Source organism: uncultured Pontibacter sp. (assembly GCF_947495565.1).
Classification (GTDB): Bacteria; Bacteroidota; Bacteroidia; order Cytophagales; family Hymenobacteraceae; genus Pontibacter.
This window is the reverse complement of sequence record NZ_CANLZM010000002.1, coordinates 315,179-338,417: the sequence shown is the minus strand read 5'-3', so window position 1 is coordinate 338,417 and position 23,239 is coordinate 315,179. Positions and strand designations below refer to the sequence as shown.

Sequence of the window (23,239 nt, the reverse complement as noted above, 5' to 3'; positions counted from 1 at the left end):
ATGGCAGATAATCTGCAAAAACAAAATCAGATCAACATAGAGCTATCTGAAGAGGTAGCTGAGGGTGAGTATGCAAATCTTGCTATGATTGCTCATTCCAGCAGCGAATTTGTGATTGATTTTATAAGGTTGATGCCAGGCTTGCCAAAAGCTAAAGTCAAATCAAGAATTGTTATCACTCCAGAGCATGCCAAAAGATTTTTGGCTGCTTTGGCAGATAACGTTAATAAATTTGAAGCCAGCTTTGGCGAAATCAAGCAGTCTCAGGACACTCCTTCTTTCCCAATGAACTTCGGAGGTACGGTGGGAGAGGCCTAAGGTGCAGAGAATTAATGAATTAAAATTTTGAAAATGCAAAGTGAATTTTATACCTTTGCAGACCAAAATTTAAAGTGGAAAAATCTATAATTAACAGCTAGTAAATGCCTACTATACAGCAATTAGTAAGAAAAGGCAGAGAAAAATTGACTTTTAAGTCAAAGTCTCCTGCCTTAGATTCATGCCCACAGCGCCGTGGTGTATGTACAAGAGTATATACTACTACGCCTAAGAAGCCTAACTCTGCAATGCGTAAAGTAGCCAGAGTAAGACTTACAAACGGCAAAGAAGTAAACGCCTACATCCCAGGTGAAGGCCACAACCTTCAGGAGCACTCAATTGTGCTTATCAGAGGCGGTAGAGTAAAAGACCTTCCAGGTGTGCGTTATCACATTGTACGTGGAGCTCTGGATACAGCTGGTGTAAACGGCCGTCTTCAGTCTCGCTCTAAGTATGGCGCTAAGAGACCTAAGCCAGGACAACCAGCTGCAGCTGCAGGCAAGGGTAAAAAGAAATAACCGATAGAGTAATAATACAATGAGAAAAGCAAAGCCGAAAAGTAGAATTCTCCTACCAGATCCAAAATACAAAGAGACATTAGTAACGCGTTTCGTTAACTACCTGATGGAAGACGGAAAGAAAAGTGTTGCTTATGGAATCTTCTATGACGCTGTAGATCTAGTAGAGCAAAGAACCAAAGAAAACGGTCTTGAAACTTGGAAGAAGGCACTGAATAATATCATGCCGTCTGTAGAAGTTAAAAGCCGTAGGGTAGGGGGTGCTACTTTCCAAGTGCCGACTGAGGTTCGTCCGGACCGCAGAGTATCTCTAGGAATCAAGTGGATGATTTCCTATTCTCGCAAGAGAGGTGAGAAGACAATGAAAGACAGATTAGCAGGTGAAATTATCGCAGCTGCTAAAGGTGAAGGTGCTGCCGTTAAGAAAAAAGACGATACGCACAGAATGGCAGAAGCGAACAAAGCATTCTCTCACTTTAGATTTTAATTATGAACAATCGCGACCTTAAATACACAAGAAATATAGGTATAGCTGCGCACATTGATGCTGGTAAAACAACAACAACTGAGCGTATTCTATACTATGCTGGTGTAAGCCACAAAATTGGTGAGGTGCATGATGGTGCAGCAACCATGGACTGGATGGAGCAAGAGCAGGAGCGTGGTATTACAATCACTTCTGCCGCTACAACAGTTAGCTGGCCTTACAGAGGCGACAACTATCATATTAACATCATTGATACTCCAGGTCACGTTGACTTTACTGTAGAGGTAAACCGTTCCCTGCGTGTATTAGATGGTCTAGTATTCCTTTTCTCTGCTGTAGATGGTGTTGAACCACAGTCAGAGACTAACTGGCGCCTAGCTGATAACTACAAAGTAGCACGTATCGGCTTCGTAAACAAAATGGACCGTTCAGGTGCTGACTTCCTTGCTGTTTGTAAGCAGGTAAAGGAAATGCTAGGCAGCAATGCAGTAGCACTTCAGTTGCCAATCGGTTCTGAAGATAACTTCAGAGGTGTTGTTGACTTAGTGAACAACCGTGGAATTATCTGGAATGAAGATGATAAAGGCATGACCTTTACTGAAGTTCCTATTCCAGATGATATGGTTGAGGAAGCTGAAGAATACAGAGAGAAGCTTCTAGAAGCTGTGGCTGAGTATGACGAAACCTTGATGGAAAAATACTTCGAGGATCCAAACTCAATCACAGAAGCTGAAATCATTGCGGCTCTTCGAGCTGCTACCATTGATATGGCTATTGTTCCTATGCTTTGCGGTTCTTCATTTAAGAACAAAGGCGTACAGACAATGCTTGATTATGTAATGGCATTGATTCCTTCTCCACTTGACAGAGATAACATCAAAGGTACAAACCCAGACACAGGAGCTGAGGTTACTCGTAAGCCAAGTGTTACTGAGCCATTTGCAGGTCTTGCCTTCAAGATTGCAACTGACCCATATGTAGGACGCCTTTGTTTCGTGCGCGCATACTCAGGCGTATTAGAATCAGGTTCTTATATCTTCAATACCCGCTCTGGAAACAAAGAACGTATTTCACGTATCTTCCAGATGCACGCTAATAAGCAGAATCAAATTGATAAACTGGCAGCGGGTGATATTGCTGCAGTAGTAGGCTTTAAAGACATCAAAACTGGCGATACACTTTGCGACCAAAATGCAAAGATCGTATTGGAATCAATGGAATTCCCTGAGCCAGTTATTGGATACGCTATTGAGCCAAAATCTCAAGCTGACTCTGATAAAATGGGTATGGCAATTGCCAAGCTTATTGAAGAAGACCCAACACTACAGGTTAATACTGATGAAGAAACTGGTCAGACAATTCTTCGTGGTATGGGTGAGCTTCACTTGGAGATCATCATCGACCGTATGAAACGTGAGTTTAAGGTTGAACTAAACCAAGGTGCTCCACAGGTAGCATACAAAGAGACTATCACAAAGACTATTGAGCACCGTGAGGTATTCAAGAAGCAGTCAGGTGGTCGCGGTAAGTTTGCCGATATCGTATTTGAGATGGGACCACGTGAGGATGGTAAACAAGGACTTGAATTCGTAAATGGCATTGTAGGTGGTGTAATTCCAAGAGAATTCATACCTGCTGTTCAGAAAGGTTTTGAAGAAGCCATGAAGAACGGTATTTTGGCTGGCTTCCCTATTGATTCAATGAAGGTGCGCCTATTCCACGGTTCATTCCACGATGTTGACTCTGACTCACTTTCTTTTGAACTAGCTGCACGTCAAGGTTTTAAAGAGGCAGGTAAGCAGTGTGCTCCTAAGCTTCTTGAGCCAATCATGGCAGTTGATGTAGTTACGCCAGATGAATATACTGGTCCGGTAACAGGCGACTTGAACAGAAGAAGAGGTATTATGAAAGGCATGGATACTAAAGGTACTTCTACAGTTGTTAAAGCTGATGTTCCACTTTCAGAACTTTTTGGCTACGTAACTGACCTTCGTACAATTACTTCTGGTAGAGCTACTGCTTCATTAACGTTCGATCACTATGAGCAGGTGCCGCAGAACTTAGCAGATGCTATCATTGCCAAAATTAAAGGAACAGCAGCTAAATAGTAGTATAAGATGAATCAGAAAATTAGAATAAAGCTTAAATCTTACGATCACAATCTGGTTGATAAGTCATCAGAGAAGATCGTAAAAGCTGTAAAAGCAACTGGAGCCATTGTTAGTGGCCCAATTCCTCTTCCAACTGAAAAGGATAAATTCACAGTTCTTCGTTCACCGCACGTGAACAAGAAGTCACGCGAGCAGTTCCAGCTTTGCACTTATAAAAGACTAGTAGATATTTACTCTACTAGCTCTAAAACAGTAGATGCTCTGATGAAACTTGAATTGCCAAGTGGTGTAGATGTTGAAATCAAGGTTTGATAACATCTGAATAAATAGAGAAAAGAGGAGAACGTTTGTTCTCCTCTTTTTTTATACCTACTTGAGAATAAATATTTTAGAGAAAGTTTGAAAAGAAGCTTAATTTTTTGTTAACTTTGCACTCCCTTAGCGAAAATAGGGGGCAATAAATTATTGTATCCATCTCTAAACAAAAGTTGAATGCCTGGAATTATCGGTAAAAAAATCGGAATGACAAGCCTCTTCACAGCAGATGGTAAATACACACCAGTTACGCTTATTCAAGCAGGTCCGTGTGTAGTTACTCAGGTGAAGACGGTTGAGAATGACGGCTACGCTGCAGTGCAGATTGGCTATGGTGACAAAAAACTCAAAAGAGTTACTAAGGCGGAAGCTGGTCACTATGAAAAAGCTAAAACTGCTCCTAAGAAAAAAGTAGCAGAATTTGATGTGGAAGGAGTTTCTTATAACCTGGGTGACACAGTAGATGCTAACCTATTTGTAGAAGGCGAATTCGTGGATGTAGTAGGTACATCAAAAGGTAAAGGTTTTCAGGGTGTTGTAAAGCGCCACAACTTTGCCGGTGTTGGCGGTCAGACGCACGGCCAACATAACAGAGCAAGACACCCAGGTTCAATCGGTGCCTGTTCTTGGCCGTCAAGAGTATTTAAAGGAATGCGAATGGCTGGCAGAATGGGTGGTAACAGAGTTAAGATTCAAAACCTGACTGTGTTGCGCATCATTGCTGAAAAAAACCTTATTGTTGTTAGTGGCTCTGTTCCTGGTGCCAGAAATTCTTACGTGTTAATTGAGAAATAAAATGGAGCTCTCTGTATTAAATATTAAAGGTGAAGATACAGGCAGAAAGGTTACTCTTTCTGATGCTATTTTTGGTATTGAGCCAAATGAGCATGCCATGTATCTTGACGTAAAGCAGTACTTGGCTAACCAAAGACAAGGTACGCACAAGTCAAAGGAGCGTAACGAGATTGCTGGTTCTACAAAGAAAATCAAGAAGCAAAAAGGTACAGGTGGTGCCCGTGCAGGTAGCATTAAGTCACCTTTGTTTGTTGGTGGCGGCCGTGTATTTGGTCCAAAACCAAGAAACTATAGCTTTAAACTTAATAAGAAGTTGAAGCGTGTAGCTCGTCTTTCAGCACTTTCTCTATTAGCTCGTGATAATCGTGTAGCATTAGTTGAGTCTTTCTCAATGGATGCACCGAAAACGAAAGAATTCAGAGGTATACTGAACAACCTGCAGTTTACAGGAAAGACATTAATCGTTCTTCCTGCTGTAGACAAAAACATTGTTCTTTCTGGAAGAAACCTGCCGAAGGTAAAAGTTTCAACAGTAAGTGATGTTAATACTTATGACTTGCTGAACACTGAGAAACTTCTTCTTGTTGAGCAATCTGTAAATGAATTAGAAAACCTCTTTAGCGCGAAATAATGAACGTTCTGAAAAGACCAATTATTACAGAGAAGTACGCTGCCTTGAACGAGGTTGGTAAATACGCTTTTGAGGTAGAGAAAAATGCCAATAAAGTAGAGATCAAGAAGGCAGTTGAAAAGATGTATGGCGTATCGGTAGATAGAGTTGCTACGATGCGTTCAATCGGAAAGAAAAAGACTAAATATACTAAGTCTGGAGCTGTAACTGGCCGTACCTCTCTGATCAAGAAAGCAATTGTAACCCTAAAAGAGGGTGAAGTAATAGACTTTTACAGCGGCATATAATTAAGTTAAAATGGCTTTAAAAAAGTTAAGACCAATAACACCAGGTCAAAGATTTAGAGTAGCCCCTGCTTTTGATGAAATAACATCATCTACTCCTGAGAAATCTTTGTTGGCACCCCTTTCAAAATCTGGTGGACGTAACAATTCAGGTAGAATGACCATGCGCTATATGGGTGGTGGTCATAAGAGAAAGTACAGGGTAATTGACTTCAAGCGCACTAAGCATGGTGTTCCAGCTACAGTGAAGACAATTGAATACGATCCGAACAGAACAGCTCGCATTGCGCTGCTTCACTACTCTGATGGAGAGAAAACCTATATCATCGCTCCGGCAGGACTACAGGTTGGTACTGTAGTAAATTCAGGCCCTGGTATAGCTCCAGAAGTTGGTAACTGCTTACCTCTTTCTGATATTCCTCTAGGTACAATTATCCACAACATAGAGCTGCAGCCAGGCGCTGGTGCTACACTTGCACGAAGTGCAGGCTCTTATGCTCAGTTAGTGGCTCGTGAAGGTCGTTATGCCACAATAAAACTTCCTTCAGGCGAACTAAGAATGGTTCTTGTTAATTGTTCTGCCACTGTAGGTACAGTTTCTAACGCTGAACACATGAATGTGAAGCTTGGTAAGGCTGGCCGAAAGAGATGGTTAGGCAGACGTCCTCGCGTTCGTGGTGTAGCGATGAACCCAGTCGATCACCCTATGGGCGGTGGTGAAGGTAAATCTTCAGGCGGTCACCCACGTTCACGTAAAGGCTTGTATGCAAAAGGTCTTAAGACGAGAAATAAGAATAAGTATTCTGAAAAGCTTATAGTTAATAGAGGAAAGAAAAAGTAAATGGCTAGATCATTAAAAAAAGGGCCTTATATTGACTTTAGGCTCGAAAAGAAAGTAACTGTAATGAATGAGGCTGGTAAAAAGTCTGTTATCAAGACTTGGTCTCGTAGATCAATGATCTCTCCAGATTTCGTAGGTCATACTTTTGCAGTTCATAACGGTAATAAATTTATCCCTGTATATGTTACTGAAAACATGGTAGGTCATAAACTTGGTGAATTTGCTCCGACAAGAAACTTTAGAGGTCATATTGCTAAGAAAGATAAAGGCAAGCGTTAATAATGGAAGCAGTAGCAAAACTTAAAAATGTTCCTACTTCTCCTCGTAAAATGAGGATGGTAGCGGACTTGGTACGCGGCAAAAGCGTATCAAAAGCTCTTGGTATTCTGAAATTTGAAGCCAATGCTGGTGCAGCCAAAGTTGAAAAGCTTGTTCTATCGGCATTAGCTAACTGGCAGCAGAAGAATGAGGATGCTCGCATCGAGGATGCAAACCTTTACATCAAGACAATTTTTGTTGATGAAGGTAAAATGTTAAAGCGTCTCCGTCCTGCCCCTCAGGGCCGTGGTTATAGAATCAGAAAAAGATCAAACCACGTTACGCTGGTAATAGACAGCATGACAGAGGAGCAACTTGAGAAGCAGCAGTCTAAGAAATCTAAAAAAGCCAACAAGTAAGAATTATGGGACAGAAAGTTAATCCGATAGGTTTTCGACTAGGTGTTATCAAAGGTTGGGATTCTAACTGGTATGGCGGCAAAGATTTCGCTGAAAAGCTGATCGAAGACGAGAAAATTAGAAAATACATATTAGCTCGTATTCCTAAAGGCGGTATTTCTAAAATTATAATCGAAAGAACGCTTAAGCGCATTACTATAACAGTAAACACTGCGAGACCAGGTGTAGTTATTGGTAAAGGCGGCCAGGAAGTAGATAAAATCAAAGAAGAGCTTAAGAAACTTACTAACAAAGATATACAAATCAATATCTTTGAAATTAAGCGTCCTGAGCTTGATGCCAAATTGGTTGGTGAGTCGATCGCACAACAGCTGCAGGCACGTATCTCTTTCCGCCGTGCCATGAAGCAAGCTATTGCTTCTGCGCTACGTGTAGGTGCTGAAGGTATCAAAGTACAAGTTTCAGGTCGTCTCGGCGGCGCTGAAATGGCGAGAACTGAACACTACAAAGAAGGTAGAACGCCACTTCATACTTTGCGTGCAGATATTGATTATGCATTATCTGAAGCACAGACAGTTTATGGCAAACTAGGCATCAAAGTTTGGATCTTTAAAGGCGAAGTATACGGTAAGAAAGATCTTACTCCGAATGCTGGCTTAGAGAGCAAAGGACCTGGTTCTGCTTCTGGTGACAGACGCGGTGGTGGCCCACGCAACAAAAAGGGCGAAGGTGCACCGAAGCGTAAGCGTCGTCAATAATAAAGTGTTAACATTATAAGTTTTAGAAAATGTTACAGCCTAGAAGGACTAAATATAGAAAAATGCAGAAAGGCCGCGTAAAGGGTCTGGCTCACAGAGGCAGCTCTATTGCGTTTGGTTCTTTCGCTATCAAGTCTCTTGAATCAACATGGATTACGTCTCGTCAGATTGAGGCAGCACGTATCGCCATGACAAGAGCAATGAAACGTGAGGGTCAAGTTTGGATCCGTATTTTCCCTGACAAACCTATTACGAAGAAGCCTGCAGAGGTTCGTATGGGTAAGGGTAAAGGTTCTCCTGAATATTGGGTAGCAGTGGTTAAGCCAGGTACAATCATGTTTGAATCTGATGGTGTACCTCTAGAAGTAGCAAAAGAGTCTTTAAGACTTGCTGCTCAGAAACTGCCAGTTAAAACAAAGTTTGTAGTACGTAGAGATTACGTTGAGAAATAAAATGAAAAATTCAGAGATAACAGCTTTATCTGCCGAAGAACTGCAAGAAAAGCTCAACACTGAGAAGGCTAACCTGCAAACCATGCGTTTTGCACATGCTATATCTCCCCTGGAGAACCCAATGAGAATCCGCGATACGAAGCGTTTAATCGCCAGATTAAGTACAGAAGTTCGTCGTCGTGAAATTGAAGCTAACTCTTAAGACTGATTAAGATCATGGAGAGAAACCTAAGAAAAGAAAGAAGCGGTAAGGTTGTTAGCAATAAGATGGACAAATCAATTACTGTACTTGTGGAGAGCAGAATGAAGCACCCAATGTATGGTAAGTTTGTTAGCAAGTCTAACAAGTTCATGGCTCACGACGAGAACAACGATTGCAACATCGGAGATGTGGTACGCATTCAGGAAACACGTCCGCTTAGCAAGAATAAGAAATGGCGTTTAGTAGAAATTATAGAAAGGGCTAAATAAAATGATACAGCAGGAATCAAGACTAAGTGTAGCTGATAACAGCGGTGCTAAAGAAGTTCTTTGCATCCGTGTATTAGGCGGTACTGGTAAAAAGTATGCGTCTGTTGGCGACAGAATCGTTGTGACTGTAAAGTCTGCCCTTTCTTCTGGTAACGTTAAGAAAGGAACTGTTTCTAAAGCAGTTATTGTAAGAACTAAGAAAGAGGTTAGAAGAAAAGACGGGTCGTATATTCGTTTCGACGATAATGCAGCTGTTCTTTTAAACGCAAACAACGAGCCTCGTGGTACTCGTATTTTTGGCCCGGTTGCACGTGAACTTCGTGAAAAGCAATTCATGAAAATTGTTTCGTTAGCGCCTGAAGTTCTATAACTACAAATTCAGATTAAAATGAATAAGAAAAAACTTCATGTAAAAACTGGCGATACAGTTAAAGTGATAGCCGGTGACGAGCGCGGCAAGACTGGCCGCATAATCGCTGTTAAGATAGATTCGCAGAGAGTAACTATTGAAGGCCTTAATATGGTTACTAAGCACCAGAAACCTAGTGCTCAGAACCCACAGGGAGGTATCAACAAAGTAGAAGCTCCTATTCATGCTAGCAATGTTATGCTTGTTGACACTAAAACAGGTGAGGCATCAAAAACAGCTAGAAGAAAAAACAGCGAAGGTAAAACAGAGCGTTATTCTAAAAAGACAGGAGAGGTAATCTAAGATGGCAACTGCAAGATTAAAAGAGAAATATCAAAACGAGGTAGTACCTGCCTTGAAAGAGAAGTTCCAGTATAAGAACATCATGCAGGTGCCAAAGATCACTAAGATCTCTATCAATAAAGGTATCGGCGCAGCCGTTGCTGATAAAAAATTGGTAGATATCGGTGTGGATGAGCTTTCAACTATCACAGGTCAGAAGGCAGTACCTACGATTGCTAAGAAGTCAGTTTCAAACTTTAAGCTTCGTGAAGGTATGCCAATTGGCGCTCGTGTTACATTGCGAGGTGAGAGAATGTATGAATTCTTAGATCGTCTTCTGACTGTTGCTCTGCCACGTGTTCGTGACTTTAGAGGTGTGAACGAGAAAGGCTTTGACGGCCGTGGTAACTATACCTTAGGAGTTAAAGAGCAGATCATCTTCCCTGAGATTAGCATTGATAAAATTAAAGCTATCTCTGGTATGGATATCACATTTGTTACAACAGCTAACACAGACGAAGAGAGCTACGAACTGCTGAAAGCATTTGGTATGCCATTCGCTAATATAAAGAAATAACCATGGCAAGAGAAGCAGTAAAAGCTAGAGAGCTTAAAAGAGAAAAACTTGTAGCCAAATACGCTGCAAAAAGAGCTGAACTAAAAGCCAAAGGTGATTATGAGGCACTTGACAAGTTGCCGCGTAATGCATCTCCTGTAAGATTACATAACCGTTGCAAATTGTCAGGCAGACCGAGAGGATACATGAGAAAGTTCGGTATTTCTCGCGTAGTTTTCAGAGAGCTGGCGGTTATGGGAAAAATTCCTGGTGTTACAAAAGCGAGCTGGTAATTTTTTAAGATTCATACTAAGAATCTTAAAAAGATATTACTATCTTTGCCCCTCGCTTAGATAAAGCATTCATTATTACATTCATTCATAATGAACACAGATCCAATAGCAGATTATTTAACTAGAGTGCGTAATGCTATAAAAGCTAGCCACAGAATAGTTGAGATACCATCTAGCAAGATTAAACAAGAGATCACTAAAGTATTGTACGATAAAGGGTACATTCAAAGTTATAAATTTGATGACTCAGGCGTACAAGGCACTATTAAGATAGCTCTAAAGTATAACCCTAACACTAAGCAATCTGCTATTGTGAAACTGGAGAGGGTAAGCAAACCAGGGCTTCGTAAATACGCTGGCAGTGAAAACCTGCCTAGAGTATTAAACGGACTTGGGGTGGCTATTTTGTCTACATCTAAGGGTGTTATGACAGAGAAAGAGGCTAAGTCACTGAATATAGGTGGCGAGGTGTTATGTTATGTATATTAATAGGAGGATAGACAATGTCACGTATAGGAAAATTGCCAATCACCCTGCCTAGCAATACACAAGTTACCATCGGTGATAACAATGTAGTAACAATTAAAGGCCCTAAAGGTGAGCTTTCTACTACACTTGATAAAGATATGATTGTAAAGCAGGATGAAAACACTATTATTGTGGATCGTCCAACTGAGCAGAAGCGTCATAAAGCTATGCACGGTCTTTACAGATCACTTATCAATAATATGGTAGTAGGCGTTAGTGAGGGCTACAAGGAGCAGTTAGAGTTTGTTGGTGTTGGTTATAAGGCATCTGTACAAGGTAATACTTTAGAGATGTCTCTTGGCTATTCTCATAATATCTATATGAGCCTGCCAGTAGAAGTTTCTGCTACTGCTGTTACAGAAAAAGGTAAAAACCCGATCGTAACTCTTGAAAGTAATGACAAGCAGTTAATCGGACAGGTTGCTGCTAAAATCAGATCACTGCGTAAGGTTGAGCCTTATAAAGGTAAGGGTATTCGTTTCGTAGGTGAAGTTATCAGAAGAAAAGCTGGTAAGACAGCTTCTAAATAATCATCATCATGTCGACTAATAAAATAAGCAGAAGACTTAGAATTAAGAAAGGTATCAGAAATAAAATTTCTGGTACTTCTGAAAGGCCTAGATTAACTGTGTTCCGTAGCAACAAAGCTATTTATGCGCAGTTAGTTGATGATACTACTGGTGTGACACTAGCGGCTGCCTCTTCAGTTAAACTTGATGATGCAAAAGCTAACATCGAAACTGCAGGTAAAGTTGGAACTTCTATTGCTGAGTTAGCATTAGCTAAGGGAATCTCTGAAGTAGTATTCGATCGTAACGGTTACCTTTATCACGGTAAAGTAAAATCATTGGCAGAAGGCGCTCGTGAAGCAGGCCTTAAATTCTAAATAATATGTTGAAGAATAATATACGTAGCGTAAAGGCAAGCGAAATCGAGCTAAAAGAGCGAGTAGTAGCCATTAACCGTGTAGCCAAGGTTGTTAAAGGTGGTAGAAGATTTAGCTTCGCTGCCATCGTGGTAGTTGGTGATGGGAATGGTGTTGTAGGTTATGGTCTTGGTAAAGCCAATGAAGTAACTGACGCAATTGCTAAAGGTATTGATGATGCTAAAAAGAATCTTGTAAAGGTTCCTGTGTATCATAATACTGTTCCTCATGCAATCGAAGGTAAATACTCTGGAGGTTTTGTATTGGTTAAGCCTGCAGCTCCAGGTACTGGTGTTATCGCTGGTGGTGCAATGCGTGCAGTTTTAGAAAGTGCAGGTATCAAAGACGTACTTTGTAAATCAAAAGGATCATCTAACCCACATAACGTGGTAAAGGCTACTTTTGATGCTCTTTCAAAGATGCGTGATCCTTTGGCAGTAGCTCAGCAGCGCGGTGTTAATTTACAGAAAGTATTCAACGGATAATTGAAATGGCTAAAGTAACTATCACTCAAGTTAAGAGCATTATCGATAAGCCTCAGTCTCAAAAGCGCACTATTCAAGCTTTAGGCTTAGGCAAGATAAGCAAATCAGTATCTGTTGAGTATACTCCTCAGATCGCTGGTATGATAAAGAAAGTCCAGCATTTAGTAGAAGTAAAAGAACAATAATCATGTACTTACATTCTTTAAAACCTGCAGAAGGTTCTGTAAAGACTAGAAAGAGAATAGGTAGAGGTACTGGTTCAGGTAGAGGTGGTACTTCTACTCGTGGACATAAAGGTGCTAAATCTCGTTCTGGTTATTCACAGAAAGCCGGATTTGAAGGTGGTCAGATGCCACTTCAGAGACGTGTTCCTAAGTTTGGCTTTAAAAACATTAACCGTGTTGAATATAAAGCTATCAATTTAGATGTAATTCAGGCTCTTGCTGAGTCAACTAGTGAGACTGTTATGAACTTTGATTTCTTCAAAGCGCATGGTCTTGTTCAGAAGAACGATAAGGTTAAGGTTTTGGGCAGAGGTGAAATCAGTAAAGCTATTGAGATTCATGCTCATGCTTTCTCTGGAACTGCAACATCATCAATAGAAAAAGCAGGCGGTAAAACTGTTGCTCTTTAATTAGTAGGAGGTATGAAGAAGTTTATAACAACGTTAAAGAACATTTTTGCTATAGAGGATTTAAGAGTGAGAATTCTTAATACTATATTCTTTATAGCTATTTTTAGACTTGGTTCTTTTGTTGTTTTGCCTGGTGTTGATCCTAATCAATTACAAGCTAACACATCCGGTATATTCGGTCTTTTAGATACTTTTTTAGGTGGAGCATTTAGTAATGCTTCCATCTTTGCTTTAGGTATCATGCCATATATATCAGCTTCTATCGTACTTCAGCTGCTTACTATTGCTGTTCCTTATTTCCAAAAAATGCAGAAAGAGGGTGAATCTGGTAGAAAGAAAATCAACCAGATCACTCGCGTTCTGACAATTATTATAACACTTGCTCAAGCCGTAGGCTTTGTAGCTACTATCAACTCTGAGGCAATAGCAATCAATACCACTTTGTTTACTATTACTTCTATGATCGTTCTTACATCAGGCACCATATTCTGTATGTGGCTTGGTGAGAAAATCACAGACAAAGGTATTGGCAATGGTATTTCCATGCTGATTATGATTGGTATTATCAGCCGATTTCCTGGAGCCATACTATTCGAAGCTACTTCTAAGCAGTTAAATGGAGCCTTACTGTTCCTCTTTGAATTAATAATATTGTTCCTCGTTGTGATGTCTGTTGTTATGCTTACTCAGGCTGTTCGTAGAATACCTGTACAGTATGCTAAACAAGTTGGAACAAGTTCACTTTATAGCGGTCAGCGTCAGTTCATTCCTTTGAAGGTAAATGCTGCTGGTGTAATGCCTATCATTTTTGCTCAGTCATTGATGTTTTTGCCTTCTATGATAGCTTCTATCTGGGCTGAATCTAATGAGACTGCAAACTATATTGGTGCTACCTTTTCAGACTTTACATCTTGGCAATACAACGTGGTTTTTGGTCTTCTGATTCTTGTGTTCACTTATTTTTACACAGCTATTAGTGTAAACCCAAATCAAATTGCTGATGATCTGAAGCGTAGTGGAGGATTTATACCTGGAGTTAAACCTGGCCGTGCTACATCGGAGTATATAGATGCTATTTTAACTAAAATCACTTTGCCAGGTGCTATTTATCTTGCACTTGTAGCTATATTCCCTGCCATTGCTATGCTATTTGGTGTAACTAGAGAATTTTCACAGTTTTTTGGTGGAACTTCACTTCTAATTATGGTTGGTGTAGTACTTGATACCTTAAAGCAAGTTGAAAGTTATCTTTTAATGCGTCATTATGATGGCATGATGAAATCTGGTAAGCTTCGCGGGAGAACAGAGAATATAGCTATGGTATCCTAATCAATGATTATATATAAAACTGAAGAAGAAATTGAGCTGATTCGCCAAAGTGCTTTGATCTTAAGCAAAGCACATGGCGAAATTGCTCGTCTTATTAAGCCTGGTATTTCAACTCTTCAACTTGACAAAATAGCTGAAGAGTTTATTCATGATAATGGAGGAAAGCCCTCATTTAAAAACTATAATGGTTTTCCATATAGTTTGTGCATTTCAATGAATTCTGTTGTTGTACACGGAATGCCAGGAAATTACATTTTGAACGATGGTGATGTTATTTCTGTTGACTGTGGTGTCTACAAAAATAGCTTCCATAGTGACTGTGCCTACACTCATGCTGTTGGTAATGTGAAATCTGAAGTCAAAAGGCTTCTTGAAATTACTAAAGAGTCTCTTTATTTAGGTTTGGAGAAAGCAGTTGTGGGGAATAGACTTGGTGACTTAAGCTCTGCCATACAAGATTTCGCCGAGTCTAATGGTTTTACTGTTGTTCGTGAGTTAGTCGGTCATGGTATTGGGCGTAATTTACATGAATCTCCTGAAGTGCCAAACTATGGTAAACGTGGCCAAGGAGTAAAACTTCAGAATGGTTTAGTCCTTGCCGTTGAACCAATGGTTAATCTTGGTACAAGGCATATTGTGCAAGATGATGACGGATGGACCATTCGTACTAAGGATAATAAACCTTCAGCTCACTTTGAGCATACTATTGTTGTTCGAAAAGATAAAGCTGAGATATTAACAACATTTGATTATATAGAACAAGCTAAAAAATCATAAATGGCAAAACAGTCGTCCATAGAACAAGACGGTACTATAGTAGAGGCTTTATCAAACGCCATGTTTCGGGTTGAGCTTGAGAATGGTCATCAGGTAGTAGCTCATATTTCCGGCAAAATGCGCATGAATTATATTAAAATTCTGCCAGGTGATAGAGTTAAGTTGGAAATGTCTCCTTATGATCTTACAAAAGGCAGAATTGTTTACCGATATAAATAAATCCAATGAAAGTTAAAGCATCAGTAAAAAAGAGAAGTGCTGAATGTAAAGTAATTCGCCGCAAGGGGAAGCTTTACGTTATCAACAAAAAGAATCCAAGATATAAACAAAGACAAGGTTAATTAATTTTTATGGCTAGAATAGCAGGAGTAGATATTCCGGACAACAAGAGAGGAGAAATCGCCCTTACCTATATTTTTGGTATTGGACGCAACCTTTCTAAGCAGGTTTTAACTAAAGCCGGGGTGGATCTTGACAAAAAGGTAAAAGACTGGACTGAGGAAGAAGCCGGTGAGGTTAGAAATGTGATTGCAGCAGATATTAAGACTGAGGGTGTATTAAGATCCGAAGTTCAGCTGCATATCAAGCGTCTTCTTGATATAGGTTGCTACCGTGGGTTAAGACACCGTAAGGGGTTACCTGTGCGTGGTCAGCGTACTAAGAACAACTCTCGCACAAGAAAAGGTAAGCGTAAGACAGTTGCTAACAAGAAGAAAGCATCTAAATAATCACTAGATCATGGCTCAGAAAAGAAAAGATAAAGCTAAAAAGCGTGTTGTAGTTGTTGAACCTACTGGCCAAGTACACATCAAAGCTTCTTTCAACAACATTATTATTTCAGTAACCAATAACGCAGGACAAGTTATTTCTTGGGCTTCTGCTGGTAAAATGGGCTTTAAGGGTTCTAAAAAGAACACTCCTTATGCTGCACAAATGGCCGCTGCTGACTGCGCGAAGGTTGCTTATGACCTTGGAATGCGTAAAGCAGAAGTTTTTGTAAAAGGTCCTGGTGCAGGTCGTGAGTCTGCAATCCGTACTGTACAAAATACAGGGATTGAAGTAACTATCATCAAAGATGTTACGCCACTGCCGCATAACGGTTGCCGCCCACCAAAACGCAGAAGAGTTTAATTTCTAAATAGAGAATAAGAAATGGCAAGATATACAGGTCCTAAGAGTAAAATCTCAAGACGTTTTAATGAAGAGATTTTCGGCCCAAGCAAAGCGCTGAAAAAGAAAAGCTATCCTCCTGGGCAGCACGGCCGTGGCCGCCGCAAGAAGCAGTCTGAATATGCTATTCAGCTTGCAGAGAAGCAAAAAGCCAAATACATTTACGGTGTTCTGGAGAAGCAGTTTGCAAACTTGTTTGATAAAGCCCACAGAAAGGGAGGTATCACTGGTGAGAACTTACTTTCTTTGCTAGAATCAAGATTAGACAATACTGTTTACCGTTTAGGTATTGCCCCAACTAGAAGAGCTGCTCGTCAGCTTGTATTGCATAAGCACGTGTTGGTTAATGGTGAAATTGTAAACATTCCTTCTTATTCATTGAAAGTTGGTGATGTTGTAGCTGTACGTGAGAAGTCTAAGTCTTTAGAGGCTATCACTACTAGTTTAACTGTTCGTAATGCTCGTCAGTTTAACTGGTTAGAGTGGGATGCTAACGAGATGGCTGGTAAATTTATTTCTACTCCACAGAGAGATCAAATTCCTGAGAAAATCCAGGAGCAGCTAATCGTCGAGCTTTACTCTAAGTAATCAGCTTAATCAATTTATAACCTTTAACACTGCAAGTATGTCAATATTAGCATTTCAAATGCCAGAGAAAGTTGTAATGGAAAAAGCCGACGACTTTCATGGTTTATTTGAATTCAAGCCGCTTGAAAAAGGTTACGGGGTAACCATCGGTAATGCGCTGCGAAGAATCCTTCTTTCTTCATTGGAAGGATATGCGATTACAAGCATTCGCATTGGTGGTGTACTGCATGAGTTTTCGTCTGTTGAAGGAGTGGTTGAGGATGTATCTGATATAATCCTTAACTTGAAGATGGTGCGCTTTAAAAAAATAAGCGAAGTTGTAGACGAAAGAATCACTGTTTCTTTCAGTGGTCAGGATACTTTTAAAGCTGGTGATATCAATAATTTCACTTCTAGCTTCGAAGTGCTTAACCCAGAGCAGGTAATCTGCCATCTGGATCCTAGCGTTAGCTTCGAACTTGAAATGACTATCCAAAAAGGACGCGGTTACGTTCCTGCAGAGGAGAATAAGCCAGCAGAGCAAGTATTTGGTCAAATTTCTATTGACGCCATCTACACCCCGATAAAGAATGTCAAGTTTAGTGTGGAGAATACTCGTGTAGAGCAAAAAACCGACTACGAAAAACTTATACTTGACATACAAACAGACGGCTCTATTCATCCAGAGGATGCGCTTAAGGGTGCTGCTAACATCCTGATTCAGCATTTCATGCTGTTCTCTGACAATACAATGACTTTTGAAACAGCTAAGCCTGAAGAGGAAGAGGCTGTTGATGAAGAACTGCTTCATATGCGTAAAGTTCTGAAGACATCTCTTCAGGATATGGACCTTTCAGTTCGTGCGTATAACTGCTTAAAAGCTGCTGACATCAAAACCCTTGGTGACTTAGTTCAGCTTGATATTGCAGACATGATGAAGTTTAGAAACTTCGGTAAAAAATCATTGACTGAGTTAGAGAACTTGGTTCAGGAGAAAGGTCTTACTTTCGGTATGGATCTTTCTAAGTACAAATTAGAGGAAGAATAATATTTAATCCTACGGCATAATTCCCGATCCCATTTAGGTTGATCGACGGTATGCACGTGCACAAGTCAAAATAATGAGACACGGTAAAAAATTTAATCACTTAGGAAGAACCGCTTCACACCGTAAGGCTATGCTGTCTAACATGGCTGCATCGCTTATCCTGCACAAGCGTGTTTCTACTACAGTAGCTAAGGCAAAAGCACTTCGTAAATATGTGGAGCCTTTGCTTACAAAATCGAAAAGTGACACTACTCACTCTAGAAGAACAGTTTTTGCTTACCTTCAGAACAAGGAGTCTGTAAAGGAACTTTTTGATGAAGTATCTGTTAAAATTGCTAACAGACCAGGTGGTTATACTCGTATCATTAAAACAGGATACAGACTTGGTGACAACGCAGAAATGTGTGTTATCGAACTTGTAGACTACAACGAGGATATGCTGACAACAACTGGTACTGCAGCTGCAGGTGCTAAGAAAACGCGTCGTCGTGGCGGTAAGAAAAAAGCAGAGGACACTGTAACTGAGGCGAATGCCCCAGAGGCAACTGAAGCTCCTGCTGCTGAGTCTAACGAAGCTAATGATGAGACAAAAGATGCTAAATAAGCTCTGTTTGTAAATATTTTAAAGGGACATGACGTAAGTCGTGTCCCTTTTTTTATGTTTGTAATAAATCTTTACCATGAAAAAACATACTTCCTCAGAGGCAATTCTTCTTCTAGAAGACGGAACAGTGTACAAAGGCAAAAGCTTAGGGCGTATTGGCACGTCTGGAGGCGAGCTTTGCTTTAATACAGGTATGACCGGATACCAAGAAATTTTTACGGATCCATCCTATTATGGGCAGATTGTGGTTAACACAGTATCGCATGTGGGTAACTATGGTGTGCAGCAAGAAGAAGTGGAGTCCGACAAAGTGCAGATTAACGGATTAGTCTGTAAGGACTTTTCACAGCACTTTTCTAGAAAAACCGCAGAAGGCTCTTTGCAAGAGTATTTTGAACAAGCGGGAATTGTGGGCATTTGCGAAATAGACACACGTTCTCTTGTGCGGCATATTCGCGATAAAGGTGCTATGAACGCTATAGTTTCTTCTGAAATAACTGATGTAGAGGAACTGCGTAAAAAATTGGCAGAAGTTCCGGCTATGGCTGGTTTAGAGCTATCATCACATGTTAGTACGCCGGAGATTTATCATCTGATACCGGAGGAGGTGAAATTTAGAGTTGCCGTACTTGATCTAGGTGTTAAGCGAAACAGCTTGAATAACTTTATGCAACGCGGCTGCGAAGTGAAGGTGTATCCTTACAACACTCCTTTTGAAGAGATGGAGAAGTGGAACCCGGATGGTTACTTTATTTCAAATGGCCCTGGCGACCCAGCGGCAACAAATGATGCTGTGAACAGCGTGAAGCAAATTCTGGAGAAGGAGAGACCTATGTTCGGCATCTGTATGGGGCACCAGGTACTGGCGCAGGCAAATGGTATAGCCACTTATAAAATGCATAATGGCCATAGAGGGTTAAACCACCCGGTAAAGAACCTGCTGACAGGCAGGAGCGAAATTACCAGCCAGAATCACGGGTTTGTGGTGGATGCAGAGCAACTGAAGGATCATCCGGAGGTAGAAATTACGCATATCAATTTGAATGATAATACAGTAGAAGGAATGCGCATGAGATCCAAGCCAGCTTTCTCTGTACAGTATCACCCGGAATCTTCGCCAGGACCACATGACTCAACTTACTTATTTGATGAGTTTGTCGCCCTGCTTGAAAAAAACAAAAACAAAGTATAACTATCGTAAATAAACAAAACGAATGAGCTTAATCACTGACATTAAAGCCAGACAAATTTTCGACTCACGTGGCAACCCTACTGTTGAGGTAGATGTGATGACTGAAACAGGTATCATGGGGCGTGCAGCTGTGCCTTCTGGTGCTTCTACGGGTATACATGAGGCTGTAGAGCTTCGTGACGGCGACAAAGGCAAGTACATGGGCAAAGGTGTGCTGCAGGCTGTTAAAAACGTAAACGATAAAATAGCCGAAGAACTGGTTGGCTTCCCGGTGTTTGACCAAAACCTGCTCGATAAGATAATGATTGAGCTTGATGGTACGCCAAATAAAGGCAACTTAGGTGCTAATGCCATACTTGGAGTATCTCTGGCTGTTGCCCGTGCCGCTGCGCAGGAACTGAACCTGCCGCTTTACCGCTATGTAGGTGGAGTAAATGCAAACACGTTGCCGGTGCCAATGATGAACATCTTGAACGGTGGTAGCCACGCGGATAATGCCATCGACTTCCAGGAGTTTATGATTATGCCGGTTGGTGCACCTTCTTTCTCGGAGGCGCTCCGTATGGGTTCTGAGGTATTCCATCACCTGAAAAACGTACTGAAGAAAAAAGGACTGTCTACTAACGTAGGCGATGAAGGTGGTTTTGCGCCTAACATCGCTTCTAACGTAGAGGCTATCGAGGTGGTGCTTCAGGCAATTGAAACGGCAGGTTATAAACCAGGCGATGACTTTATGATCGCGATGGATGCTGCCAGCTCAGAGTTCTATGATGCTGCTTCTGGTAAGTATCACTTCAAAAAGTCTACGGGCGATAAACTGTCTTCTTCCGAAATGGTTAGCTATTGGGCAGAGTGGGTTAACAAATACCCGATCATCTCTATAGAAGATGGTATGGCTGAGGATGACTGGGCAGGCTGGAAAGAACTTACTGAGAAAGTAGGCAGCAAGTGCCAACTAGTAGGCGACGACCTTTTTGTTACAAATGTGGAGCGTCTGCAGCGTGGTATCGACGAAGGTATCGCTAACTCAATCCTGATCAAGGTAAACCAAATCGGAACACTGACCGAGACTATCAACGCGATTAATCTTGGCGGCCGTAATGGCTATAAGAGTGTGATGAGCCACCGTTCAGGAGAGACTGAGGACAACACGATTGCTGACTTGGCTGTGGCACTTAACACTGGCCAGATCAAAACTGGTTCAGCTTCGCGCTCAGACCGTATGGCTAAGTATAACCAGCTGCTTCGCATAGAAGAGGAGCTTGGCGAGGTCGCTTACTATCCTGGCAAGAAGTTCTAAAATACCATTTTTAGAAAATAAATTTTGTAAGGCTGTGGGTTATAAGACTCACAGCCTTATTTTTGTAAGTACACCTTACCTAAAACCTATGCTACAGCGCATCCCTAAAATATTCAGAAACTTCTATTTTATTACTTCCTTTCTGTTTTTGGTATGGATGCTGTTTTTTGATTCAAACGATTTTGTGACACAGTATCAGATGCGGCGGCAGCTGAGCGAGCTGGAAAGTGATAAGGAGCACTATCTGGAGAAAATGGCTGAAGTAGAGAAAGACCGCCAAGAGTTGATGGGTAACCCGGAACTGCTGGAGAAGTTTGCCCGTGAGAAATACCTGATGAAGCGCCCGAACGAGGATGTTTTTATTATTGTGCCGAAGGCTGAGTAAGATGTATAATAAAAGCTATTGGAGCTAATCTTTTAGTTAGAACAATTAGCTTCTTGTGTCTTCAGTATTGAGAACCTTATATACCGAAAGTTAAACTTCAACAACGAACCTAATTAACCTCTCTCCCTCAAAACAAATCCCTCCCCAAATAATTTGTAACTTTGTAGTATAGCGCTGCTGCCGATTGGCAGTGGGCTCACGTAAATCAAGATACTATGGCAAAAGTTGCAATAAACCTTTCTACCGGGGCTCTTCAGCAGGAAGAGGTAATTGTAGGTATAGATTTAGGCACAACCAACAGCTTGGTTGCCTATATCCATCCTGAAGATAAAAAACCAATCGCTATCAATGACCAGGGCCGCGGCACCATTGTGCCTTCCGTGGTGCATTTTACACAGCAAGGCGATACAATAGTTGGCACAGAGGGTAAAGACTACCTGTTAACAGACCCCGCAAATACCATATACTCCGTTAAGCGCCTGCTAGGTAAATCATACCGAGACCTGGGCGAGCACAAAGATTATTTCGGGTACAAGATTATCGATGATGATAGCGAGGGCCTGGTGAAAATCCGGGTGCAGGATAAATTTTACTCGCCAATTGAGTTGTCTGCCGAGATATTAAAAGAACTGCGCGAGCGAGCAGAACATGCCCTGAAAACGCCTGTAAACCGAGCTGTAATTACGGTGCCGGCATACTTTAACGACTCGCAACGGCAAGCCACCCGCGATGCCGGTAAACTGGCAGGGCTGGAAGTGCTGCGCATTGTAAACGAGCCTACGGCAGCTGCGCTTGCTTACGGCATTGGCATAGACCCGAACGAAGAGAAAACAGTAGCGGTGTATGACTTGGGTGGAGGTACGTTTGATATTTCCATACTTAGCATCCATCAGGGCATTTTCGAGGTGCTGTCAACCAACGGGGATACATACTTGGGCGGAGATGACTTTGACCGCGCCATCATCAACCATTGGATCCAGAACAATGAACTGATTGCCGACACGGTTAACCAGGACAAGCACCTGTCGCAGGAGTTGCGCTTGAAAGCGGAGGAGGCTAAGCGTACCCTGAGCGTACAGGAAGTATACACCGGCACTATAGACGGAAGAATTGATTGCCACCTGGAGCGCCATACGTTTGAAACACTGATTGCACCGATCGTAGCGCGAACCATCGAAAGCTGCAGGCAAGCCATGGGCGATGCTAAGTTGCAGCCGGAACAGATTAATGCCGTGATTATGGTAGGAGGCTCCACGCGTGTGCCGATGGTATATGAGGCCGTGTCGGATTTCTTTGGCAAGCCAGCCAACAACAACCTGAATCCGGACGAAGTAGTAGCCTTGGGCGCAGCCATCCAAGCTGATATTCTGGCCGGAAACCGCAAAGATATACTCCTGCTGGATGTAACGCCGCTAACGCTGGGCATCGAAACAATGGGCGGGCTGATGGATTCGATCATCCCAAGAAACTCAAAGATACCAACCAAAGCTGGCCGCCAGTATACTACCTCTGTAGATGGGCAGGTAAACATGAAAATTTCTGTTTACCAGGGCGAGCGCGATTTAGTGAAGGAAAACCGCAAGCTAGCCGAATTCGATCTGAAAGGTATACCAGCCATGCCAGCCGGCTTCCCGAAGGTAGACGTGAACTTTATACTTAACGCCGACGGCATCCTGAAAGTAGAGGCTATTGAGCTGCGCTCGGGTGTGAAGCAGGAGGTTGAAGTGAAGCCGCAGTATGGCCTAACCGATGAGCAGGTAGAGCAAATGCTAATGGACTCGATTACGCATGCTAAAGACGATGTGTCGGCACGTATGATAATTGAGGCACGCACTACCGCTGAGCAAATGCTGTATCAGGTAGAGCGCTTCCTGGAGAAAAACGGACAGCACCTCACAGAAGAAGAACGCCAGCTAACGCGGGAAAACCTGCAGAAGCTGCGCGATGTGTTGGCGGCCAACGGAGACAAGGATGCGATTTTCGTGGCCATTGACAGGCTGGAAGAGCAAACCAGTCCCTTTGCCGAGCGCGTGATGCAAATATCAATTAAGCAGGCAATGGCCGGCAAGAAGATAGAGTAAAAGTATACCTGGCAAC

General features: G+C 41.8%; 38 protein-coding genes. All 38 read left to right on the top strand.

Going from position 1 to position 23,239, the window contains the following annotated elements; genetic code table 11:
- Positions 1–318, top strand: coding sequence for a DUF3467 domain-containing protein (locus Q1B04_RS03855; protein ID WP_299755777.1), 318 nt, complete (start codon positions 1–3; stop codon positions 316–318).
- A 104-nt stretch (positions 319–422) separates the two neighbouring features.
- Positions 423–836, top strand: a complete 414-nt coding sequence (gene rpsL, locus Q1B04_RS03850) for a 30S ribosomal protein S12 (RefSeq protein ID WP_025609048.1) — start codon at positions 423–425, stop codon at positions 834–836.
- Between the two features lie 19 nt (positions 837–855).
- Positions 856–1,323, top strand: coding sequence for a 30S ribosomal protein S7 (gene rpsG / locus Q1B04_RS03845; RefSeq protein WP_025609049.1), 468 nt, complete (start codon positions 856–858; stop codon positions 1,321–1,323).
- Between the two features lie 2 nt (positions 1,324–1,325).
- A complete protein-coding gene (gene fusA, locus Q1B04_RS03840; protein WP_299755762.1) occupies positions 1,326–3,431 on the top strand; it encodes an elongation factor G in 2,106 nt (701 codons plus the stop codon).
- A gap of 9 nt (positions 3,432–3,440) precedes the next feature.
- Complete coding sequence (gene rpsJ / locus Q1B04_RS03835) at positions 3,441–3,746, top strand: 30S ribosomal protein S10 (RefSeq protein WP_007654312.1); 306 nt, start codon at positions 3,441–3,443, stop codon at positions 3,744–3,746.
- Between the two features lie 180 nt (positions 3,747–3,926).
- On the top strand, positions 3,927–4,544 hold the full coding sequence (gene rplC / locus Q1B04_RS03830) for a 50S ribosomal protein L3 (protein WP_299755759.1): 618 nt from the start codon (positions 3,927–3,929) through the stop codon (positions 4,542–4,544).
- 1 nt (position 4,545) lies between these two features.
- Positions 4,546–5,175, top strand: a complete 630-nt coding sequence (gene rplD, locus Q1B04_RS03825; protein WP_299755756.1) for a 50S ribosomal protein L4 — start codon at positions 4,546–4,548, stop codon at positions 5,173–5,175.
- Positions 5,175–5,462 carry a 50S ribosomal protein L23 gene (gene rplW / locus Q1B04_RS03820; protein ID WP_299755754.1) on the top strand — a complete coding sequence of 96 codons (288 nt, stop codon included), beginning with the start codon at positions 5,175–5,177 and terminating at the stop codon, positions 5,460–5,462. Before rplD ends, rplW begins: the two co-directional genes overlap by 1 nt.
- Positions 5,463–5,472: 10 nt before the next feature.
- A complete protein-coding gene (gene rplB, locus Q1B04_RS03815; protein ID WP_299755751.1) occupies positions 5,473–6,300 on the top strand; it encodes a 50S ribosomal protein L2 in 828 nt (275 codons plus the stop codon).
- On the top strand, positions 6,301–6,579 hold the full coding sequence (gene rpsS, locus Q1B04_RS03810) for a 30S ribosomal protein S19 (RefSeq protein WP_025609055.1): 279 nt from the start codon (positions 6,301–6,303) through the stop codon (positions 6,577–6,579).
- 2 nt (positions 6,580–6,581) lie between these two features.
- Positions 6,582–6,977 (top strand): 50S ribosomal protein L22, encoded by a 396-nt coding sequence (rplV, locus tag Q1B04_RS03805; RefSeq protein WP_299755748.1) that lies wholly within the window; start codon positions 6,582–6,584, stop codon positions 6,975–6,977.
- Between the two features lie 5 nt (positions 6,978–6,982).
- Complete coding sequence (rpsC, locus tag Q1B04_RS03800; protein WP_299755746.1) at positions 6,983–7,735, top strand: 30S ribosomal protein S3; 753 nt, start codon at positions 6,983–6,985, stop codon at positions 7,733–7,735.
- A 29-nt stretch (positions 7,736–7,764) separates the two neighbouring features.
- Positions 7,765–8,187 carry a 50S ribosomal protein L16 gene (gene rplP / locus Q1B04_RS03795; protein WP_266050566.1) on the top strand — a complete coding sequence of 141 codons (423 nt, stop codon included), beginning with the start codon at positions 7,765–7,767 and terminating at the stop codon, positions 8,185–8,187.
- A 1-nt stretch (position 8,188) separates the two neighbouring features.
- Positions 8,189–8,389, top strand: coding sequence for a 50S ribosomal protein L29 (gene rpmC / locus Q1B04_RS03790; RefSeq protein ID WP_299755740.1), 201 nt, complete (start codon positions 8,189–8,191; stop codon positions 8,387–8,389).
- A gap of 14 nt (positions 8,390–8,403) precedes the next feature.
- Positions 8,404–8,658 carry a 30S ribosomal protein S17 gene (gene rpsQ, locus Q1B04_RS03785; protein ID WP_299755737.1) on the top strand — a complete coding sequence of 85 codons (255 nt, stop codon included), beginning with the start codon at positions 8,404–8,406 and terminating at the stop codon, positions 8,656–8,658.
- A 1-nt stretch (position 8,659) separates the two neighbouring features.
- Positions 8,660–9,028: a 50S ribosomal protein L14 gene (rplN, locus tag Q1B04_RS03780; protein WP_025609061.1), complete on the top strand. Its 369-nt coding sequence runs from the start codon at positions 8,660–8,662 to the stop codon at positions 9,026–9,028.
- A gap of 18 nt (positions 9,029–9,046) precedes the next feature.
- Positions 9,047–9,370 carry a 50S ribosomal protein L24 gene (gene rplX, locus Q1B04_RS03775; RefSeq protein ID WP_299755729.1) on the top strand — a complete coding sequence of 108 codons (324 nt, stop codon included), beginning with the start codon at positions 9,047–9,049 and terminating at the stop codon, positions 9,368–9,370.
- Position 9,371: 1 nt separating this feature from the next.
- Positions 9,372–9,926, top strand: a complete 555-nt coding sequence (gene rplE / locus Q1B04_RS03770; RefSeq protein ID WP_299755727.1) for a 50S ribosomal protein L5 — start codon at positions 9,372–9,374, stop codon at positions 9,924–9,926.
- Positions 9,927–9,928: 2 nt separating this feature from the next.
- Entirely contained in the window at positions 9,929–10,198 is a 270-nt protein-coding gene (rpsN, locus tag Q1B04_RS03765; protein WP_266050570.1) for a 30S ribosomal protein S14, read from the top strand.
- Positions 10,199–10,288: 90 nt separating this feature from the next.
- On the top strand, positions 10,289–10,687 hold the full coding sequence (rpsH, locus tag Q1B04_RS03760) for a 30S ribosomal protein S8 (RefSeq protein WP_299755716.1): 399 nt from the start codon (positions 10,289–10,291) through the stop codon (positions 10,685–10,687).
- A gap of 14 nt (positions 10,688–10,701) precedes the next feature.
- Entirely contained in the window at positions 10,702–11,256 is a 555-nt protein-coding gene (rplF, locus tag Q1B04_RS03755; protein ID WP_299755713.1) for a 50S ribosomal protein L6, read from the top strand.
- A gap of 8 nt (positions 11,257–11,264) precedes the next feature.
- Positions 11,265–11,612, top strand: coding sequence for a 50S ribosomal protein L18 (gene rplR, locus Q1B04_RS03750; protein ID WP_299755711.1), 348 nt, complete (start codon positions 11,265–11,267; stop codon positions 11,610–11,612).
- 5 nt (positions 11,613–11,617) lie between these two features.
- Positions 11,618–12,136, top strand: coding sequence for a 30S ribosomal protein S5 (rpsE, locus tag Q1B04_RS03745; RefSeq protein ID WP_046310186.1), 519 nt, complete (start codon positions 11,618–11,620; stop codon positions 12,134–12,136).
- 5 nt (positions 12,137–12,141) lie between these two features.
- The gene (rpmD, locus tag Q1B04_RS03740; RefSeq protein ID WP_299755705.1) at positions 12,142–12,321 is read left to right on the top strand and encodes a 50S ribosomal protein L30; all 180 of its coding nucleotides are present in this window, start codon (positions 12,142–12,144) and stop codon (positions 12,319–12,321) included.
- Positions 12,322–12,323: 2 nt separating this feature from the next.
- The gene (gene rplO, locus Q1B04_RS03735; protein WP_299755702.1) at positions 12,324–12,770 is read left to right on the top strand and encodes a 50S ribosomal protein L15; all 447 of its coding nucleotides are present in this window, start codon (positions 12,324–12,326) and stop codon (positions 12,768–12,770) included.
- Between the two features lie 12 nt (positions 12,771–12,782).
- On the top strand, positions 12,783–14,099 hold the full coding sequence (gene secY / locus Q1B04_RS03730) for a preprotein translocase subunit SecY (protein WP_299755699.1): 1,317 nt from the start codon (positions 12,783–12,785) through the stop codon (positions 14,097–14,099).
- Positions 14,100–14,102: 3 nt separating this feature from the next.
- Positions 14,103–14,876 (top strand): type I methionyl aminopeptidase, encoded by a 774-nt coding sequence (gene map, locus Q1B04_RS03725; RefSeq protein WP_299755697.1) that lies wholly within the window; start codon positions 14,103–14,105, stop codon positions 14,874–14,876.
- Positions 14,877–15,095, top strand: coding sequence for a translation initiation factor IF-1 (infA, locus tag Q1B04_RS03720; protein WP_025609076.1), 219 nt, complete (start codon positions 14,877–14,879; stop codon positions 15,093–15,095).
- Positions 15,096–15,100: 5 nt separating this feature from the next.
- Positions 15,101–15,217 carry a 50S ribosomal protein L36 gene (rpmJ, locus tag Q1B04_RS03715; protein ID WP_007654264.1) on the top strand — a complete coding sequence of 39 codons (117 nt, stop codon included), beginning with the start codon at positions 15,101–15,103 and terminating at the stop codon, positions 15,215–15,217.
- Between the two features lie 9 nt (positions 15,218–15,226).
- Positions 15,227–15,604: a 30S ribosomal protein S13 gene (gene rpsM, locus Q1B04_RS03710; RefSeq protein WP_299755686.1), complete on the top strand. Its 378-nt coding sequence runs from the start codon at positions 15,227–15,229 to the stop codon at positions 15,602–15,604.
- 10 nt (positions 15,605–15,614) lie between these two features.
- On the top strand, positions 15,615–16,007 hold the full coding sequence (gene rpsK / locus Q1B04_RS03705) for a 30S ribosomal protein S11 (RefSeq protein ID WP_108212760.1): 393 nt from the start codon (positions 15,615–15,617) through the stop codon (positions 16,005–16,007).
- A gap of 21 nt (positions 16,008–16,028) precedes the next feature.
- Complete coding sequence (gene rpsD, locus Q1B04_RS03700; protein ID WP_299755680.1) at positions 16,029–16,634, top strand: 30S ribosomal protein S4; 606 nt, start codon at positions 16,029–16,031, stop codon at positions 16,632–16,634.
- Positions 16,635–16,671: 37 nt separating this feature from the next.
- A complete protein-coding gene (locus Q1B04_RS03695; RefSeq protein WP_299755678.1) occupies positions 16,672–17,661 on the top strand; it encodes a DNA-directed RNA polymerase subunit alpha in 990 nt (329 codons plus the stop codon).
- Positions 17,662–17,734: 73 nt separating this feature from the next.
- Positions 17,735–18,265, top strand: a complete 531-nt coding sequence (gene rplQ, locus Q1B04_RS03690; RefSeq protein WP_299755675.1) for a 50S ribosomal protein L17 — start codon at positions 17,735–17,737, stop codon at positions 18,263–18,265.
- A 76-nt stretch (positions 18,266–18,341) separates the two neighbouring features.
- Positions 18,342–19,457, top strand: a complete 1,116-nt coding sequence (gene carA / locus Q1B04_RS03685; protein WP_299755672.1) for a glutamine-hydrolyzing carbamoyl-phosphate synthase small subunit — start codon at positions 18,342–18,344, stop codon at positions 19,455–19,457.
- Between the two features lie 22 nt (positions 19,458–19,479).
- Positions 19,480–20,757 (top strand): phosphopyruvate hydratase, encoded by a 1,278-nt coding sequence (eno, locus tag Q1B04_RS03680; RefSeq protein ID WP_299755670.1) that lies wholly within the window; start codon positions 19,480–19,482, stop codon positions 20,755–20,757.
- A gap of 88 nt (positions 20,758–20,845) precedes the next feature.
- Positions 20,846–21,142, top strand: coding sequence for a septum formation initiator family protein (locus tag Q1B04_RS03675; RefSeq protein WP_299755667.1), 297 nt, complete (start codon positions 20,846–20,848; stop codon positions 21,140–21,142).
- A 215-nt stretch (positions 21,143–21,357) separates the two neighbouring features.
- Positions 21,358–23,223 carry a Fe-S protein assembly chaperone HscA gene (hscA, locus tag Q1B04_RS03670; protein WP_299755665.1) on the top strand — a complete coding sequence of 622 codons (1,866 nt, stop codon included), beginning with the start codon at positions 21,358–21,360 and terminating at the stop codon, positions 23,221–23,223.
- The last annotated feature ends 16 nt before the right edge of the window (positions 23,224–23,239 follow it).